The organism is Micromonospora sp. NPDC005305 (assembly GCF_040607315.1).
GTDB lineage: Bacteria > Actinomycetota > Actinomycetes > Mycobacteriales > Micromonosporaceae > Micromonospora.
Window position 1 is genome coordinate 506,340 of the sequence record NZ_JBEXGL010000001.1, and the last position, 15,851, is coordinate 522,190.

Genomic DNA, 15,851 nt, shown 5'->3' on the forward strand with positions numbered 1-15,851 from the left:
ATGGAGCCGCGGTTCGGCGAGGCCATCATCGGGCGGGAACACCCCGCGGCCCTGCTGCGCGCCGAAGTGGACCGGGTGAGCACCAGCCACGGCGGTCTCGTCCTGGTCGCCGGGGAGCCCGGCATCGGCAAGACCACGCTGGTCAGCGCGGCCGCCGACGAGGCTCGGCGGCGCGGGGCGCTGGTGCTCGGCGCGGCCTGCTGGGACTCCGACAGCGCCCCCGGCTACTGGCCATGGGTGCAGGTGCTGCGCCGCCTGGGCCGCCACCCCGACGACTGGGCGCGGGCGCAGGACGCCGCCGGCCCCGGCCTCGCGGCGCTGCTCGGCGAGGGCACCCGCGCCGACCCGGCCGGCGAGGAGCCCGGCGACGACGGCGGCCGGGCGGAGTTCGCCCTGCACGACTCCGTGACCACCGCGCTGGTGGCCGTCGCCCAGCACCGGCCGGTCGTCGTCGTCCTCGACGACCTGCACTGGGCCGACCCGGCCTCGATGCGGCTGCTCCAGTTCGCCACCCAGCACACCTGGTTCGAACGGCTGCTGCTCGTCGGCACCTACCGGGACGCCGAGGTCGAGTCCGGCGAGCACCGGCTCCGGCCGCTGCTGCTGCCGCTGACCGCCAAGGCCACCACCATCACCCTCACCGGCCTGGCCCGCGACGAGGTCGCCGCGCTGATCCGCCGCACCGCCGGCCGCGACCCGGGCACCGACCTCGTCGACGAGGTGCACCGGCGCACCGGCGGCAACCCGTTCTTCGTCGAGCAGACCGCCCGGCTCTGGCACACCGACGGCCTCGCCACCACCATCGCGCCCGGCGTCCGCGAGGCCGTGCGCCGCCGGCTCGACCAGCTGCCCGCCCCGGTGGTCGAGGCGCTCACCGTGGCCGCCGTGCTCGGCCGGGACTTCCACCGTCAGGTCCTCGCGGCCTGCGTACCCGGTCCCGTCGCGCAGGTGGACCGGCTGCTCGACCGCGCGGCCACCGCCCGGCTCGTGCTGGCCCGCGGCGGCGGCCGGTTCGCCTTCGCCCACGACCTGGTCCGGGAGACCCTCTACGACGGGCTGACCGACGCCGAGCGCCGCGCCCGGCACGCCACCGTGGTCCGCGCCGTCGACCGGTCGGCGGCGCTGGCCGAGCGGCTCATCCCAGCAGACCTGGCCCGCCACGCCTGGCTCGCCGGCGCCGACCTCGACCCGGCGCGCACCGTCGAGCTGCTGGTCACCGCCGCCCGGGACGCCGGCGGGCGGCTGGCCGTGGAGGAGTCGGTGCAGCACTTCCGCCGCGCGCTGGAGGTCGCCGAGGAGCCGGCCGGCCGGGTCAAGGTGATGCTCGAACTCGCCCAACTGCTGCAGCACGTGGGCACGCAGGCCGAGGCCGAGCGACTGCTCGCGGCCGCCGCGGCGCTGGCCCGCACGCTGGACGAGCCGGCCGTACTGGCCCGGGTCGCGCTCACCGCCTACCGGCAGGAGGCGGCGGCCCGCCGCCGCACGGGCGCCGCCGAGCTGGTGCGCGAGGCGTACGGGCGGTTGATCGGTGAGCCGGAGCCCGGGCGGGGGACGAGCGCACTGGTCACCGACCTGATCACCGCCACCGAGACGTTGGCCCGGCACGGCCGCGACGACGAGGCGCTCACCTTCAGCCTGTGGGCCCGGCACGACACCACCTGGGGGCTCGGCACCGCGGAGGACCGGGCGGTGGTCACCGCGGAGATCCGGGAGGTGGCCCGCCGCACCGGCGACCGGGAGACCGAGCTGTGGGCCACCTCGCTGCGCTGGGTCGCGCTGCTGGAGCTCGGCGACCCGCGCTTCCACGACGAGCTGACCGCGTTCGTCACCGGCTGCCGGCAGGGCGAGGTCGCCCGCCAGCGGATGGCGGCGGCCATCGACAGCGGCATCATCGCCGGGTTCCGCGGCGACTTCGCCGCCGCCGAGGCCCACTTCGCCGAGATGGACGGGTACGGGGAGTGGGAGCACTCCGACCACGCCTTCATGGGTCAGCACCTGCGCTGGTGCCTGCTGCTGCTCCGGGGTCGTCTCGCCGAGGCGGACGCCCTGCTCGACGAGCCGGTGGCGGCCGGTCACCCGCAGCGGGAGCTGCTCCGGGCCATCACGGCCGCCGAGCGGGGCGACGCGGACAGCGCCGTGCGGCTCACGGCCGGGATCGAGGCGGCCGGCACCACGTACCCGCGGCCGGTGTCGCCGCTGTGGCTGCGGCTGCGGGCACAGGCGGCGGCCGCGAGCGCCGACCCCGACCGCTGCGCCGAGGCGCGGGCGGCGCTGGAGCCGCACCGGGGCCGCTGGATGGCGGCGTTCTTCGGCTGCGACATCAGCGGCCCGGTCGACCTCTGGCTGGCCGCCGTCGACGCCGCCGGGCAGCGGTGGGACGACGCCGTGGCCGGCTACGAGGCCGCCCGTGACGCCGCCGACCGGATGGGTGCCCGGCCGTGGTCGCTGCTCAGCCGGGCCGGGCTGGTGGCCGCCCTGACCGCACGCGGGCGGGCCGGCGACGCGGTCACGGCGGCCCGGCTGCGCGCCGACACGGCGGCCGAGGCGCGGGGGCTCGGCATGACCCAGGTGCTGCACCGGCTGGGCGAAGTGGACGCTCCGGATCTGGTCAGCGCCGGACCCCCGGCTCGACCACCCGGCGCGGGCCTCGCCGGAGCGGCGGCGGCCGGGGCGGATCACGCCGTTGCGGTGCCGGTATCGGCCGGAGCGGGCCACGGCGTCGGAGTGCCGGCCGGAGCCGGTCAGGCCGTTGCGGTGGCGGCGACCGCACGAGCCGACCATGCCGGCGGGGTGCCGGCACCGGTCGGAGCGGGACGTTCGACCGGCGGCTCGGCCGATGCGCGCGTGATGGGCGCAGACCGGGACGCCGAGCCGCAGCCCGCCGCCGCGCCCGAGTTTCGGAGGGACGGGGCCGTGTGGCGGCTCGCGTACGGCGGCACGGTCGTGCACCTGCCCGACGCCAAGGGCCTGCACGACCTGCGGCTGCTGCTGGGCCGGCCCGGTGTCGACGTGCCCGCGGTGGAACTGCTCGACCCGGCGGCCGGCCCGGAACTCGTCGCCGCGCGCCGGCTCGGCGGGGATCCCGTGCTGGACGACGAGGCGAAGGCCCGCTACCGGCAGCACCTGCGGCGGCTCGACGACGAGATCGACCGGGCCGCCGTACGCGATGACGCACCGAGGCTGGCCGCCCTCGACGCCGAGCGCGCCGCGCTGCTCGACCAGTTGCGGGCCGCCGCCGGGCTGGCCGGGCGCAGCCGCCGCCTCGGCGACCAGGCCGAGCGGGCCCGCAAGGCGGTGACGGCCCGGATCCGGGACACGCTGCGCCGGATCGACGAGCGTCACCCGGGGCTCGGGGCGCACCTGCGGGAGTCCGTCGCCACCGGCAGCACCTGCCGCTACCTGCCACCGGAACCGGTGCCCTGGCGGCTGTGACGGTGGGGGGCGTCGCCCGGTGCGGGCGACGCCCCCCACGTCAGCGGCGGTTGTAGCGGTACATGGTGAGCGTGCCGAAGACGGCCACGAACCCGGCGCTCCACAGCAGCAGCCACATGGTGTTCGTCGCGTCTGACGACCCGGCCATGGCGGCGCGGACGGCCGCGACCAGGTGGGTGACCGGGTTGGCCTTGACGAACGCCTGGAGCCAGCCCGGCATGGTGACCGGGTCGACGAAGACGTTGCTCAGGAAGGTCAGCGGGAACAGCACCATCATGCTGACCCCCATCACCGACTTCTCGCTGCGCAGCACCAGGCCGAAGAACGTCCACACCCAGGAGAACGCGAACGAGAAGATCACCAGCAGGCCGATGCCGGCCAGCACGCCGACCGGCCCGCCGGCGGGCCGGAAGCCGAGCACCAGCCCCACGCCGAGGATGACCACCGCGGCGAGCACGTAGCGCAGCACGTCGCCGAAGATCATGCCGACCAGCGCGGCGGGCCGCCAGACCGGCAGGGTACGGATGCGGTCGAAGACGCCCTTCTCGATGTCGTTGTTCAGCCCGACGCCGGTGTACATGGTGATCATCACGACGCTGGTCACCATGATGCCGGGCAGGAAGAACTGCAGGTAGTCCCGTGGGCTGTCGGCGAGGGCGCCGCCGAACAGGTACGTGAACATCAGCACCATGATGATCGGGAACGCGGTCACGTCGAACAACTGCTCGGGCACGTGCTTGATCTTCAGCATGGCCCGCCAGCCGAAGGTCAGTGACGCGGACAGCGCGCCCGGCCTCGGCGGACGCTCGCCCGGGGCGAGGACCGTGGCCAGCGCCTCGGCCGACGGGACGTAGATGGACGGGGGCCGCCCGGTCGTGGTCGCGGTGTCGCTCATCGGGCCGCCTCCAGTTCGTCGTCCCGCTCGTCGGCCCCGACGGCGGGGTGGTCGGTCAGGGCCAGGAACACCTCGTCCAGGCTCGGCTGGCCGAGGGAGAAGTCGTCCACCACGATGCCGGCGCGGGCCAGCTCGCCGAGGGCGCGCGCGGCCTGCTCGCCGGCCTCCAGGTCGGTGCCGTCCTCGCCGACGCGGGCGGTGAGCGCCACCGGGTCCGCCTCCAACTGCACGGGCACGCCCAGCGCGGCCCGCAGCACCTGCTCGGCCCGGGTTCGCTCCCCGGCGTCGCGCAGTCGCACGTGGACGGTGCCGGAGCCGACCGACGACTTCAGCTCGCCCGGGGTGCCCTCCGCGATCACCCGGCCCTGGTCGACCACCGCGATCCGGCCGGCGAGCTGGTCGGCCTCGTCCAGGTACTGGGTGGTCAGCAGGACCGTGGTGCCGTGCGCGACCACCGCCCGGATGATCTCCCACACCTGGTTGCGGCTGCGCGGGTCCAGCCCGGTCGTCGGCTCGTCGAGGAACAGCAGGTCCGGCGTGTTGAGGATGCTCGCCGCGATGTCGATGCGCCGCCGCATGCCGCCCGAGTACTTCTTCACCTGCCGCCCGGCCGCCTCGGTCAGCCCGAACGCGGCGAGCAGCTGGTCGGCCCGCTGCCGGGCCGCCGGCCGGGCCAGGCCGAGCAGCCGGCCCAGCAGGACGAGGTTCTCCGCGCCGGTCAGGTCCTCGTCGAGCGAGGCGTACTGGCCGGTGAGGCTGACCCGGGCGCGGACCGCGTCCGCCTCCGCGACGACGTCGTGGCCGAAGACGCGGGCCCGCCCGCCGTCCGGGCGCAGCAACGTGGCCAGCACCCGCACCGCGGTGGTCTTGCCGGCGCCGTTCGGCCCGAGCAGGCCGTAGACGGTGCCGGCGGGGACCTGGAGGTCCAGGCCGTCGAGCGCGCGGGTCGAGCCGAACGACCGGACCAGGCCGTCGGCCTCGACGGCCAGGCCGGTGTTCCGGTTACTCATGATCACTACCTCTCTTCGTGTTCTCAGGAGACGTACGGGCGCGCCGCGCGGCCCTCGCGCAGCGCCAGACCCCACCAGCAGAGCTCGTCGAGGAGCACCAGGGCGTCCTGCCGGAGCTGCTCCTCGACCCGCCCCGTCGGCTCGCCGTCGAGCAGGTCGACGCCGACGGTGTCGCGGACGGTCGTCGCGTGCAGGGCGGTGAACACGGTGCGCAGCTGGTCGACCGCGTGCAGGCCGACCGACCGGCAGCCGTACGACACGAAGCCGACCGGCTTGGCCTGCCACTCGTCGTAGGCGTAGTCGATCGCCTGTTTCAACGACGCGGGGAAGCTGTGGTTGTACTCCGGGGTGACCACCACGAACGCCTCCGCGCGGTTCACCTCCCCGGCGAACGACCGCATGGCCGCCGTGGGCTCGGCCGGCAGGCTCGCCGGGAAGTCGTACCCGGCGAGGTCGAGCACGGTCACCGCCAGCCCGTCCCGGCCGCGCGCCTGCGCGACGAACCAGCGACCGATCCGGTCGCCGATCCGTCCCTCCCGGGTGCTGCCGATGATCACGGCGAGCCGCAACGGCGTCATGCTCCCTCCCCGCTGGTGTCGGGCCTCAACCCGCAGGCGCCAGACGCCGACCGGCGGCCCGCCAGATCCGATCTGGCGGGCGCGTGTCGGGGGCTGCTGCTTCAATCGGCGCCGGAGACAAGGGGGGTGGCATGACCGAGGTACGCATCGCGCGGTGGAGCGCCGACGACCTGGCGCTGCTGCGGCAGCTCAACGCGCCGGAGGTACGGGCGCACACCGGTGGCCCGGAGACCGACGAGCAGGTGCTCGCCCGGCACGAGCGCTACCTGCGCGGCCCCGGCCCGCGCAGCGGGCACATGTTCACGATCGGGCTGCCCGACGGGACGAAGGTGGGCAGCGTCGGCTACTGGCCGCGCGAGTGGCGCGGCGAGCCGGTCTACGAGATGGGGTGGGCCGTGCTGCCGGCGTACCAGGGGCGCGGGCTGGCGAGCGCGGCGGTGCGCGCGCTGATCGCGGAGGCCGCGGCGCACGGCGACCGGCGTTTCGCCCACGCCTACCCGTCGGTGGACCACCCGGCATCGAACGCGGTGTGCCGCAAGGCCGGGTTCACGCTGCTCGGCGAGACGGAGTTCGAGTACCCGCCGGGGCACCTCATGCGCTCCAACGACTGGCGTATCGAGCTGACGCGAGAGGGATGAGGCGGGCACGACCGATTTGCCTCTTCGCACGGGAGGTGCGGCACCGCCGCCGAATACCGGATTGCGGACAGTGCGCGACCGCCTGGTCGCCCTACGCTGCCGACGGCACATGACGCACGGGGGCGTGTCTCGTCAGCTGCCCCGCGGATCCCCGTGCGCACACCGACCGGAGAGGGGACCTCCTGTGTCCGTCGCACGTCGAAGTCTCGCCGCGTTCACCGTCGCGGTTCTGGCCGCCGCCCTACCGGCCACCGCCGCCTCCGCCGCACAGGAGCAGGATGTCGGGCTGCTCCGGCTCACCGTCACCCAGCCCGACGGCACCGCCGCCCGGGGCAGCGTCGACCTCGCCGCCACCGACGACAGCCACTCCGAATTCCTGCAACTCGACGAGTCCGGGCAGCTCAGCGTGGAAATGCCCGCCAACGACTACAAGATCATGATCACTCCGGCGTACGTCGACCCCGACCTGCCGGACGACGGGCTGCGGCAGTGGGTGCCCGGGAAGACCGGTTACGCCCAGGCCCAGGCGTTCCGCGTGACCGCGGGGGGCACGACGGACGTCACCGAGCGGCTGCTCCCGCCGAGCCCGCTCACCGTCCGGGCCCGGGACGCGATCACCGGCGCGCCGATCACCCGGGTCTGCGCGTACGCCGACGGCCGCGGCGGCAACTGCGGCGACAGCGAGCTGACCATTCCCGGGCTCGTCCCCGGCCCGCAGCGGATCCGCGTCTACACCGAGGACGGCAACCACCTGGCCACCGACGCCGAGGTGACCGTGGTCGAGGGCGACACCGCCACCGCGCTGGTCGACCTGACGCCCGCCGCCCACCTGGCGACGACCGTGGTCGACGCCACGACCGGCGCGCCAGTCGTGGGCGCCTGCGCGACAGTCGCGCCGGCCGGCACCGGCGAGCTGCCCAGCGTCGGCCCGCTGGCCTGCTCCGACGAGACCGGGCGCCTCCGCCTCGACTCCGTCGAGGCCGGCTCCTGGAACCTGTTCGTGCGTCCGACGGGCGACTCGCCGTACGGGGCGCAGTGGGTCGGCCGCAATGCCGGCACGGGTGACCCGACGAGGGCCCGTACCGTCACCGTCGCCGCCGGCCGGACCGTCACCGTCCCGCCGGTCCGCCTCGACCGGGCCGGGACCATCACCGGCACCGTGACCAGCGCCGCCACCGGCGCGCCGGTGACCTCGGGTGAGGTCTCCCTCGCCCACTCCTCGGGCCTGTCCCACCTCAGGTGGGGCACCTACCTGGACGGTCAGGGCACCTACCGGATCGACTGGCTCGGCCCCTACCGCTGGCCGCTCCTGTTCACCACCACCGACCACGCCCTCCAGTGGTCGGGCGGGGTCCCCGTCCGGGGCCAGGCGAAGCCGGTCACCGTCCGGGCCGGTGGCAGCACCTCCTACAGCCCGGCGCTGAAGCGCGGCACCCTGGTGACCGGCGGGCTGACCAACCCCGCGGGGCGCCCGGTCAACGCCGTGCTGACGTTCCACAACGCCTCCACCGGCGAGGTGGTCGGGTCGACGTGGGACTACGACGGGCGGTACGAGACGCGGGTGCTCGGCCGGCAGACCGTCACGGTCGACTGGCAGTGGGGCGGGTTCGCCCACTACGCCGGTTGGTACGACGGCGTCGCCGACGCCGCCGGCGCGAAGCGGGTCACCGTTCCCGCCAGCGGCACGCTGACGGTCGACATCGGGCTGCGCCCGTTCCCGCCGGACTGAGCAGACGGACCCCTGGTCGGGTGTGCGGCGCACGCCCGACCAGGGCCGTCGTCAGCGGGCGGTGTCCAGCCGGGTCCGCTGCTCCGGGGTCAGCTCCAGCTCGACCGCCGCGAGGCTCTCCTCCAGTTGCGCGACCGAGGAGAAGCCGACCAGCGGGATCGCCGGCACGTCCCCGCCCAGCAACCAGGCGAGCACCACCTGGTTGACGGTCGCCCCGGTCTCGTCGGCGACCGCGCGCAGCGCCGCGAGCCGGGCCGGGGTGCTCGGCAGGGCGTACTCCTCGCCGAGCCGTTCCGGCTTCGCGTAGGCGCCCTTGAGCAGCGGCGAGTACGCCACCAGGGTGAGCTGCGGCTCGGCCCGCAGGTAGCTGGCCAGGTCCGGGCCGACCCAGCCGACGTCGCCGTCCGGGTCCAGCTCGCTCGGCAGGTCCGGCCGCCGGGGCAGGTAGCTGCGGTGGTACTGGAGCACCTCGTACCCGGGCAGGCCGGCCGCGGCGGCGAGTGCCCGCGCCCGCTCGACCCGCCAGGCGCGGTGGTTGCTCGCGCCGAGCAGCCCGACGGTGCCCTCGGCGACCAGCTCCGCGAAGCCCTCCACGGTCTCCTGGAGCGGCACGGCCCGGTCCTCGATGTGCGCGTAGAGCAGGTCGAGCTTCTCCACGCTCAGCCGTTCCCGGCTGCGCTCAGCCGACTCGCGGATCACCTTGGCGGACAGGCCCTCGGCGTTGTCCAGGTAGCTGGTGCCCGGGGCGAGGGGACGGGCGCCGAGCTTGGTGGCGATGGCCACCTCGTTGCCGATCCCGCGGCTGCGCCGCCAGCGGCCGAGCAGCTCCTCGCTCTCCCCGCCCTGGCCGCCGTTGTGCCAGAACGCGTAGTTGTCCGAGGTGTCGATGAACGTGCCGCCGGCCTCGACGTACCGGTCGAGGATCGCGTACGAGGTGGCCTCGTCGGTGGCGGTGCCGAAGAGCATCGCGCCGAGGCTGAGCACGCTGACCTCGCGCCGGGTGGCCGGGTCGGTGCCGATGGTGCGGTAACGCATGGGTTCCTCCCCGTCGAGACGTTGCCACCACCCTCCACCTTCGAGTGCGCGCGAAGTCAAACCTCACCAGGGGAGCACCCCGTAGCCGCCGCCGGCGTCCATCTGGTAGCCCCAGAGCAGGCCGCTCGGCCCGTCCGCCGGCAGGGTGGCCAGGTGCACGCTCACCTCGGCGCCCTCCTCGGGGGTGCGGAAGCCGCTGTGGTGGTTGAGGTCCGTGGCGCAGTGGCCGGGGTTGGCCGCGTTCACCTTGATCGGGGTGCCCCGCAGCTCCTTGGCGTACATGGCGGTGACCATGTTCAGCGCCGTCTTCGAGGACGGGTAGGGGATCGAGGTCAGCGCGAACAGGGCGCCCTCCGGGTCGGTCATCACCGCGATCGAGCCGACCTCGCTGGAGACGTTGACGATCCGGGCGGCCGGCGCCCGGCGCAGCAGCGGCAGCAGCGCGTTGGTCACCGCGACCACCCCGAACACGTTCGTCTCGTACACCTCGCGCAGCGTGTCGAGGGTGGTCTCGCTGGGCAGCCCGGCGCCGTCGGCGCGGATGATGCCAGCGTTGTTGACCAGCACGTCCAGGTGGCCGTACTCCCGCTCAACCAGCTCGGCCGCGGCGGCGACCGACGCCGCGTCGGTGACCTCCAGCGGCACGAAGCGGGCGTCCGCCCCCTCGGCGCGCAGCTTGTCCGCCGCCTCCCGGCCCCGCGCGGCGTCCCGCGCCCCGACCAGCACGGTCATCCCGCGCGCGCCGAGCTGCCGGGCGGTGGCCAGGCCGATTCCCTTGTTGGCCCCGGTGACCAGGGCGATCGTCGTCGTCATGCCGTCGAGGCTGCCGCCGGTCGCGAGCCGGCGGAAGAGGCCCGCCGAGGCTGGTACCGGCGGTACCAGCCTCCGCGGCCGGCGGTGCGGCAGGCTGGGGGGATGAGCACACTGCGCCGCGACGAGCTGGCGGGGTTCCTGCGCACCCGCCGCGCCCGGTTGCGCCCCGCCGAGGTCGGCCTCCCCGAGGGGGTACGCCGCCGCACGCCGGGCCTGCGCCGCCAGGAGGTCGCCCAGCTCGCCGGGATGTCCATCGACTACTACATCCGGCTGGAGCAGGGGCGCGGACCGCACCCGTCCCGGCAGGTCCTCGCCGCGCTGGCCCGGGCGCTGCTGCTCAGCCGGGACGAGCGGGCGTACCTGTTCCGGGTCGCAGGGGAGAGCCCGCCGGACGCCGTCGGCCCTTCCCGGGAGGTGCCGGCCGGGTTGCGACACCTGCTCGACGCCATGACGGAGACACCCGCCTACCTGGTCGACGCCGCGTACGAGATTCTGGCCTGGAACCGGCTGGCCGCCTGGTTCGTCGGTGACCTGTCGACGGTGCCGGCCGGCGAGCGCAGCATGGTCCGCTGGATGTTCGGCCGGGAGGTGCCGGAGTCGCACTGGGCCGACCCGGAGGTGCTGCGCTTCGCCCGGACCACGGTGGCCGACCTGCGGGCCGCGTACGGCCGCTACCCGGCCGACCCGGCGCTGGCGGGGCTGGTGACCGAGCTGCTCGGGCTGTCCCCGCGGTTCGCCACGCTCTGGGCCGAGCACGAGGTGGGGGAGCGGCGCCCGACCGTCAAGCGGGTCGCCCACCCGGAGCTGGGCCCGCTGGAGTTCGAGTGCCGGGTGCTGCACGTCCCCGAGACCGACCAGCGGCTCATCGTCTACGTTCCCGAGCCGGGGTCGCCGACGCAGTCCGCGTTCCGCCGGGCCGCCGAGCGGGTCGGCTCCTGAGCCCGCGACCGGGGCCGGCGGCCCGGCCCCCGGTCGCGGTGGCGGCTCAGTCCGGGATGTAGTCGAAGGTGTCCGGGTTCGGCCCCTGCCGGCCCGCCTCACCCTTGTCCAGGCCGTTGATCCGGTCCATGGACGCGTCGTCCAGCTCGAAGTCGAAGATCCGGAAGTTCTCCTCGATCCGGCTCGGCGTGGTCGACTTGGGGAAGACGATGTCGCCGCGCTGCACGTGCCAGCGCAGCACCACCTGGGCCGGGGTCCGCCCGACCTCCTCGGCGATGTCGACGACGGTCGGGTCGTCCAGCACCTTGCCCTGGGCGATCGGCGACCACGCCTCGGTGAGGATGTTGTGCGCCTTGTCGTAGGCGCGCACCTGCTCGTTGGCGAAGTAGGGGTGCACCTCGATCTGGTTCACCGCCGGCGTGATCTCCGCCTCGGCGGCCAGCCGCTCCAGGTGGGCCACCTGGAAGTTGGACACGCCGATCGACCGGACCCGGCCGTCGCGCTGCAACTCCTCCAGCACGCGCCAGGTGGACACGAAGTCGCCGTCGTAGCGGGTCGGCAGCGGCCAGTGGATGAGGAACAGGTCGAGGTAGTCGAACTTCAGCTCGGTGAGGGTCGACTCGAACGCCTTGCGGGCGTCGTCCGGGCGGTGGAAGGCGTTGCTCAGCTTGCTGGTGACGAAGACCTCGCCCCGGTTCAGCCCGGAGGTGCGCACGGCCTGCCCGACCTCGGCCTCGTTGCCGTACATCTCGGCCGTGTCGATGTGGCGGTAGCCGATCTCCAGCGCCGTGCTGACGGCCTGCACGGTGTCCTTCGGCTCGATCTGGAAGACCCCGAAGCCGAGCTGCGGGATGGTGTTGCCGTCGTTGAGCGAGATGTCGGGAACGCTGTTCGGGGCCATGAAGCCTCATCTCCGATCGTCCGGGTGCCCGGGAACGCTTCCACGCGCGGCGCCGGGCCTTGCCACCCGGGTTCTCTACCCGCTGGTCCCGGCTCGTCACGGCCGCCGCCGGGTGATCTGCGCCGCCCGGGCCGGTTCAGCCCGCCTGCGGCTGCTGGCCGGCCTCGAAGAGCACCGGCCAGGGCCGGGCGGCCGCCGCGAGCGCCGCCGTCGCCGGTGGCGGCTCCGCGGCGGCCAGCACCTCGGCCGCGAGCTGCCCGAACATCGGGGCCGCCGGGTGCCCCGCCCGCGCCGGCCAGGCCGCCGAGGTCCGCCTGACCAGCGGCGCATCGACCAGCGGTCGCCAGGCGATCCGCGGCTCGCGGCGGGCCACCGGCTCCGGTTCCAGGGCGACCGCGCCACCGGCCAGCAGCAGCCCGAACAGGAACTCCGGGTTGCGGGCGGACCGGACCCGGGCCGGCGCGAAGCCGTGCCGCCGGCAGACCGCCAGCAGGTGCCCGTGCCAGCCGGGCGCCGTGGCCGGCGGCGCGGTGATCAGGTCCAAACCGGCCAGGTCGGCCAGCTTCACCTCGCGGGCCCGGGCCGCCGGCGCGGCCCGGGGCAGCAGCACCCCGACCGGCGCGTCCACGGCGGGCCCGAAGCGCAGCCCGGCCTCCTCCACCGGGTGGTGCAGCAGGCCCACGTCGAGCCGCCCCTCGGCCAGCATCCGCCGCTGCTCGGCGCTGGTCAGCTCGTGCAGGTCCAGGTCGAGTCCGGGCGCCCGCGCGGCGAGCCCGTCGAGCAACGCCCGCAACGTCACGGCCGGGGTCTCCGGGGGTACGCCGGCGCGCAGCACACCGAGCGCGCCACGGCGGACCTGGTCGACCAGGTTGCGCAGCCGGCGCTCCCCGGCGAGCAGCTCGTCGGCCTCGCCGAGCAGGAGCTGGCCGGCCGTGGTGAGCCGGACCTGGCGCCCCGACCGGTCGAACAGGGTGGCGCCCAGCTCGCGCTCCAGCCGCTGGATCGACTGGCTCAGCGGCGGCTGCGCCATGCCCAGCACCTCGGCCGCCCGCCCGAAGTGCAGCTCCCGGGCCACCACCACGAAGTGCCGCAGGTGTCGCAGCAGGTCCACGACGGGCACCCTACGCCCGCCCCGGTCGCCACTGGTTAGCGTGTCGGGGTGAGCGGGGAGCGGATCGAGGAGATCTTCCGGCGGGCCGGGATCAGCGGCTGCCTGCACGTCGAGGACGTCGACGCGCCGGGGCGGGAGGTGGCGTTGCGGGCCGACGAGCAGGTGGTGATCGCCTCCGTGTTCAAGATCCTGCTGGTGCTGGAGTTCGCCCGGCAGGCCGTCGCCGGCCAGCTCGACCCGGTCGAGCGGGTGCTGGTCGGCGCGGCCGACCGGCTCGGCGGCTGGGGCGTCGCGGGCTGCGCCGACGACGTGGAGGTGTCCCTACGCGACCTGGCCTACTTCGCCATGTCGGTCAGCGACAACACCGCCGCCGACCTGCTGCTGCGCCGGGTCGGCCCGGACGTGCTGCCGATGCTCGCCGCCGAGCTGGGCCTGCCGCGTACCCGGATCGTCGGCGGCCCCCGCCAGCTCGTCGAGACGATGCTCGCCGACGTGGGGGCCCGCACCGAGGCCGACTTCGCCCGGATCTTCCCCACCCTGCCGCCGGAGCGGGTCCGGGCAATGCGGGTGTTCGACCCGGAGCACACCACCTCCAGCACGGCCCGGGAGATGACCCGGCTGCTCGGCCTGATCTGGCGGGACGAGGCGGGGCCGCCGGCCGCCTGCGCGATGGTCCGCGAGCTGATGGCCCGGCAGCTGTTCTGGACCCGGCTGGCCGCCGGCTTCCCGCCCGGCGTCCGGGTCGCCGGGAAGACCGGCACCCTGCCCGGCCTGCACCTGGAGGCCGGGGTCGTCGAGTATCCCGACGGCGGCCGGTACGCGGTCGCGATCTACGCCCGCACCGAGCGGCTCAGCACCCGCCGGATCGACGTGGACCTGGCCATGGGCGAGGCCGCCCGGGCCGCCGTCGAGGCGCTGCGCGCCGGCTGATTTCCCTCGCCGAGCCGCCCCGTACGAACGGCCGTGACCTGCGGTGATATCGGAACGGGTATCGAGCCTTCCGCCGGCCGATCTTGGACACCGGCGGGCGGCCGGTGGTGGGGTGGGCGGACCGATCAACCTGTCCCGCACGGGGAGGACACTTCATGCTCGACAAACGGCCCTACGACCGTCGCCGGTTCCTGCGCGACGCCGCCGTCGGCACCGCCGCCGTGTCGACCGCCGGCCTGGTCGCCGGCGCATCCGCCGCGCCGGCCCAGGCCGCCCCGGCCGCCGCGGCCGGGCCCCGGCGCTCCGGCGCGGTCAGCTTCCGCTGGTGGGGTACGTCCGGCTGGCGGATCGACATCGGCGACCGGACGGTCCTGGTCGACCCGTACCTGAGCCGCTACGACACCGGCCTGTTCACCGGCGCGTTCGACGAGAACACCCCGCTCACGGTGGACACCACCGTCGTGGACCGGATCGTGGACCGGGCCGAGAACATCCTGGTCACGCACACCCACTGGGACCACTTCAACGACGTGCCCCACATCGCCGGGCGCACCGGCGCCCGGGTCGTCGGCACGCTGACCGCCTACCACCTCGGGCTGGCGTACGGGCTGCCGGGCGGGCAGCTCGCGCCGGTGCGGGGCGGCGAGGTGCTCGACTTCGGCGCGTACACGGTCGAGGTGGTCAGCTCGCTGCACAGCCGCAACGGCGCCTGGTCGATGGCCTTCCCCGGGGTGCGGGTCACCCGCCCGCCGAAGCCGGAGCGGATCTCCGACCTGCCCGAGGGCGACACCCTGGCGTACCAGATCCGCGTCGACGGCGGCCCGTCGGTGTTCTTCATGGGGGCCAGCGACTTCGCCGAGCGGAACCTGGCCGGGCTGGCTCCTGACGTGGCGATGGTGGCCTCCGCCGCGACCACCGCCACGGCCGACTACGTGCCCCGGCTGATGGCCGCCCTCGATCATCCGAAGGTCGTGGTGCCGGTGCACTGGGACAACTTCGAGACGCCGCTGACCAACCCGCCGACCGTCGCGCCGAACGACCGCAAGCGCCTCGACGACCTGATCGCCGCGGTGCGGAAGGCGTCGCCGCGCAGCCGTGTGCTGGTGCCGGAGTACCACACGGCGTACCAGTTCTGAGGATCGGTCGCGGAGGGGCCGGGCCACGGGGGCCGGTCCCTCCGCTCAGCCGGCGGTCAGGTCGCGCAGGGCCAGCACCGACTTCCAGTTCCGGGTGGTCGCCACCACGCCCAGCTTCTTCTCCAGGTGAGCGTTGGTGAACTTCGTCCGCCCGTAGCCGCCGTCGGGGAAGTGCAGGTGCACCTCGCGCCCGTCGACCGTGAACTCCAGGTTCTCCCCGGCCGGCGCGGCCAGTTCCTTGACCCGGGCCGGGCTCGGCGCGGCCGAGAGGAACGCCACCAGCATCCGCGTCGGGTCGTCCTGCTTCCCGGCGTACGGGCTGGCGGCGGCGACCGCCGCCAGCTCGTCGCCGCTGCGCACCAGCACCGGCACGCGCAGGTCCAGCTCGTCGGCGAGCTTGCGGGCGATGCCCTCGGCCAGGAGGTCGTCCTTCGTCGGCGGGCTGCTGAAGACCACGTTGCCGCTCTGCAGGTAGGTCTTGACGTCGGAGTGCCCGAGGTCGGTGACGATGCGGCGCAGGTCGGCCATGGCCAGCCGGGTGCTGCCGACGTTGACGCCTCGCAGCAGGGCGGCGTAGCGGGTCACGGGGCCTCCTCGCGCTGGCGTCACTCGACCACCAAGCCTAGAGCGTGTGGCGGGCCCGGACCCGAACGGTGGTGGCTCCGGCCCGGTCGGGACAAGGTGGACGGCCGGGCGGACCTCGG

General features: G+C 74.8%; 14 protein-coding genes. 6 read left to right on the top strand and 8 right to left on the bottom strand.

Going from position 1 to position 15,851, the window contains the following annotated elements; all coding sequences use genetic code 11:
- A complete protein-coding gene (locus ABZS80_RS02410; RefSeq protein WP_355054066.1) occupies nucleotides 1-3,432 on the top strand; it encodes an AAA family ATPase in 3,432 nt (1,143 codons plus the stop codon).
- Between the two features lie 40 nt (nucleotides 3,433-3,472).
- Here ABZS80_RS02410 and ABZS80_RS02415 read toward each other — a convergent pair whose 3' ends face one another.
- Genes ABZS80_RS02415 through ABZS80_RS02425 form a run of 3 tightly spaced genes read right to left on the bottom strand, consistent with a single transcriptional unit; the run spans nucleotide 3,473 to nucleotide 5,915 of the window.
- Nucleotides 3,473-4,327, bottom strand: a complete 855-nt coding sequence (locus ABZS80_RS02415) for an ABC transporter permease (protein ID WP_355054067.1) — start codon at nucleotides 4,325-4,327, stop codon at nucleotides 3,473-3,475.
- Nucleotides 4,324-5,337: an ATP-binding cassette domain-containing protein gene (locus ABZS80_RS02420; RefSeq protein ID WP_151465444.1), complete on the bottom strand. Its 1,014-nt coding sequence runs from the start codon at nucleotides 5,335-5,337 to the stop codon at nucleotides 4,324-4,326. Before ABZS80_RS02420 ends, ABZS80_RS02415 begins: the two co-directional genes overlap by 4 nt.
- Nucleotides 5,338-5,360: 23 nt before the next feature.
- Nucleotides 5,361-5,915, bottom strand: a complete 555-nt coding sequence (locus ABZS80_RS02425) for an NAD(P)H-dependent oxidoreductase (protein ID WP_355054068.1) — start codon at nucleotides 5,913-5,915, stop codon at nucleotides 5,361-5,363.
- A 131-nt stretch (nucleotides 5,916-6,046) separates the two neighbouring features.
- On the opposite strand from ABZS80_RS02425, the gene ABZS80_RS02430 reads away from it, so the two are divergent.
- Both ABZS80_RS02430 and ABZS80_RS02435 read left to right on the top strand, forming a co-directional pair.
- Nucleotides 6,047-6,553: a GNAT family N-acetyltransferase gene (locus ABZS80_RS02430; RefSeq protein WP_355054069.1), complete on the top strand. Its 507-nt coding sequence runs from the start codon at nucleotides 6,047-6,049 to the stop codon at nucleotides 6,551-6,553.
- A 184-nt stretch (nucleotides 6,554-6,737) separates the two neighbouring features.
- The gene (locus ABZS80_RS02435; RefSeq protein WP_355054070.1) at nucleotides 6,738-8,282 is read left to right on the top strand and encodes a hypothetical protein; all 1,545 of its coding nucleotides are present in this window, start codon (nucleotides 6,738-6,740) and stop codon (nucleotides 8,280-8,282) included.
- A 51-nt stretch (nucleotides 8,283-8,333) separates the two neighbouring features.
- Here the strand turns inward: ABZS80_RS02435 and ABZS80_RS02440 are convergent, their stop codons facing one another.
- The gene (locus ABZS80_RS02440) at nucleotides 8,334-9,317 is read right to left on the bottom strand and encodes an aldo/keto reductase (RefSeq protein ID WP_355054071.1); all 984 of its coding nucleotides are present in this window, start codon (nucleotides 9,315-9,317) and stop codon (nucleotides 8,334-8,336) included.
- 63 nt (nucleotides 9,318-9,380) lie between these two features.
- Nucleotides 9,381-10,130, bottom strand: coding sequence for an SDR family oxidoreductase (locus tag ABZS80_RS02445; protein ID WP_355054072.1), 750 nt, complete (start codon nucleotides 10,128-10,130; stop codon nucleotides 9,381-9,383).
- Between the two features lie 102 nt (nucleotides 10,131-10,232).
- Between ABZS80_RS02445 and ABZS80_RS02450 the strand changes: the two genes are divergently transcribed.
- Nucleotides 10,233-11,069 (top strand): helix-turn-helix transcriptional regulator, encoded by an 837-nt coding sequence (locus tag ABZS80_RS02450; protein ID WP_355054073.1) that lies wholly within the window; start codon nucleotides 10,233-10,235, stop codon nucleotides 11,067-11,069.
- 46 nt (nucleotides 11,070-11,115) lie between these two features.
- Here ABZS80_RS02450 and ABZS80_RS02455 read toward each other — a convergent pair whose 3' ends face one another.
- Nucleotides 11,116-11,970: an aldo/keto reductase gene (locus ABZS80_RS02455; protein WP_355054074.1), complete on the bottom strand. Its 855-nt coding sequence runs from the start codon at nucleotides 11,968-11,970 to the stop codon at nucleotides 11,116-11,118.
- Between the two features lie 136 nt (nucleotides 11,971-12,106).
- Complete coding sequence (locus ABZS80_RS02460; protein WP_355054075.1) at nucleotides 12,107-13,081, bottom strand: LysR substrate-binding domain-containing protein; 975 nt, start codon at nucleotides 13,079-13,081, stop codon at nucleotides 12,107-12,109.
- Between the two features lie 48 nt (nucleotides 13,082-13,129).
- Here ABZS80_RS02460 and ABZS80_RS02465 point away from each other — a divergent pair, with 48 nt between their 5' ends.
- Complete coding sequence (locus ABZS80_RS02465; RefSeq protein ID WP_355054076.1) at nucleotides 13,130-14,011, top strand: serine hydrolase; 882 nt, start codon at nucleotides 13,130-13,132, stop codon at nucleotides 14,009-14,011.
- A gap of 155 nt (nucleotides 14,012-14,166) precedes the next feature.
- The gene (locus tag ABZS80_RS02470; protein WP_355054077.1) at nucleotides 14,167-15,147 is read left to right on the top strand and encodes an MBL fold metallo-hydrolase; all 981 of its coding nucleotides are present in this window, start codon (nucleotides 14,167-14,169) and stop codon (nucleotides 15,145-15,147) included.
- Between the two features lie 45 nt (nucleotides 15,148-15,192).
- Here the strand turns inward: ABZS80_RS02470 and ABZS80_RS02475 are convergent, their stop codons facing one another.
- Nucleotides 15,193-15,732 carry a DUF1697 domain-containing protein gene (locus tag ABZS80_RS02475; RefSeq protein ID WP_355054078.1) on the bottom strand — a complete coding sequence of 180 codons (540 nt, stop codon included), beginning with the start codon at nucleotides 15,730-15,732 and terminating at the stop codon, nucleotides 15,193-15,195.
- Between the last annotated feature and the right edge of the window lie 119 nt (nucleotides 15,733-15,851).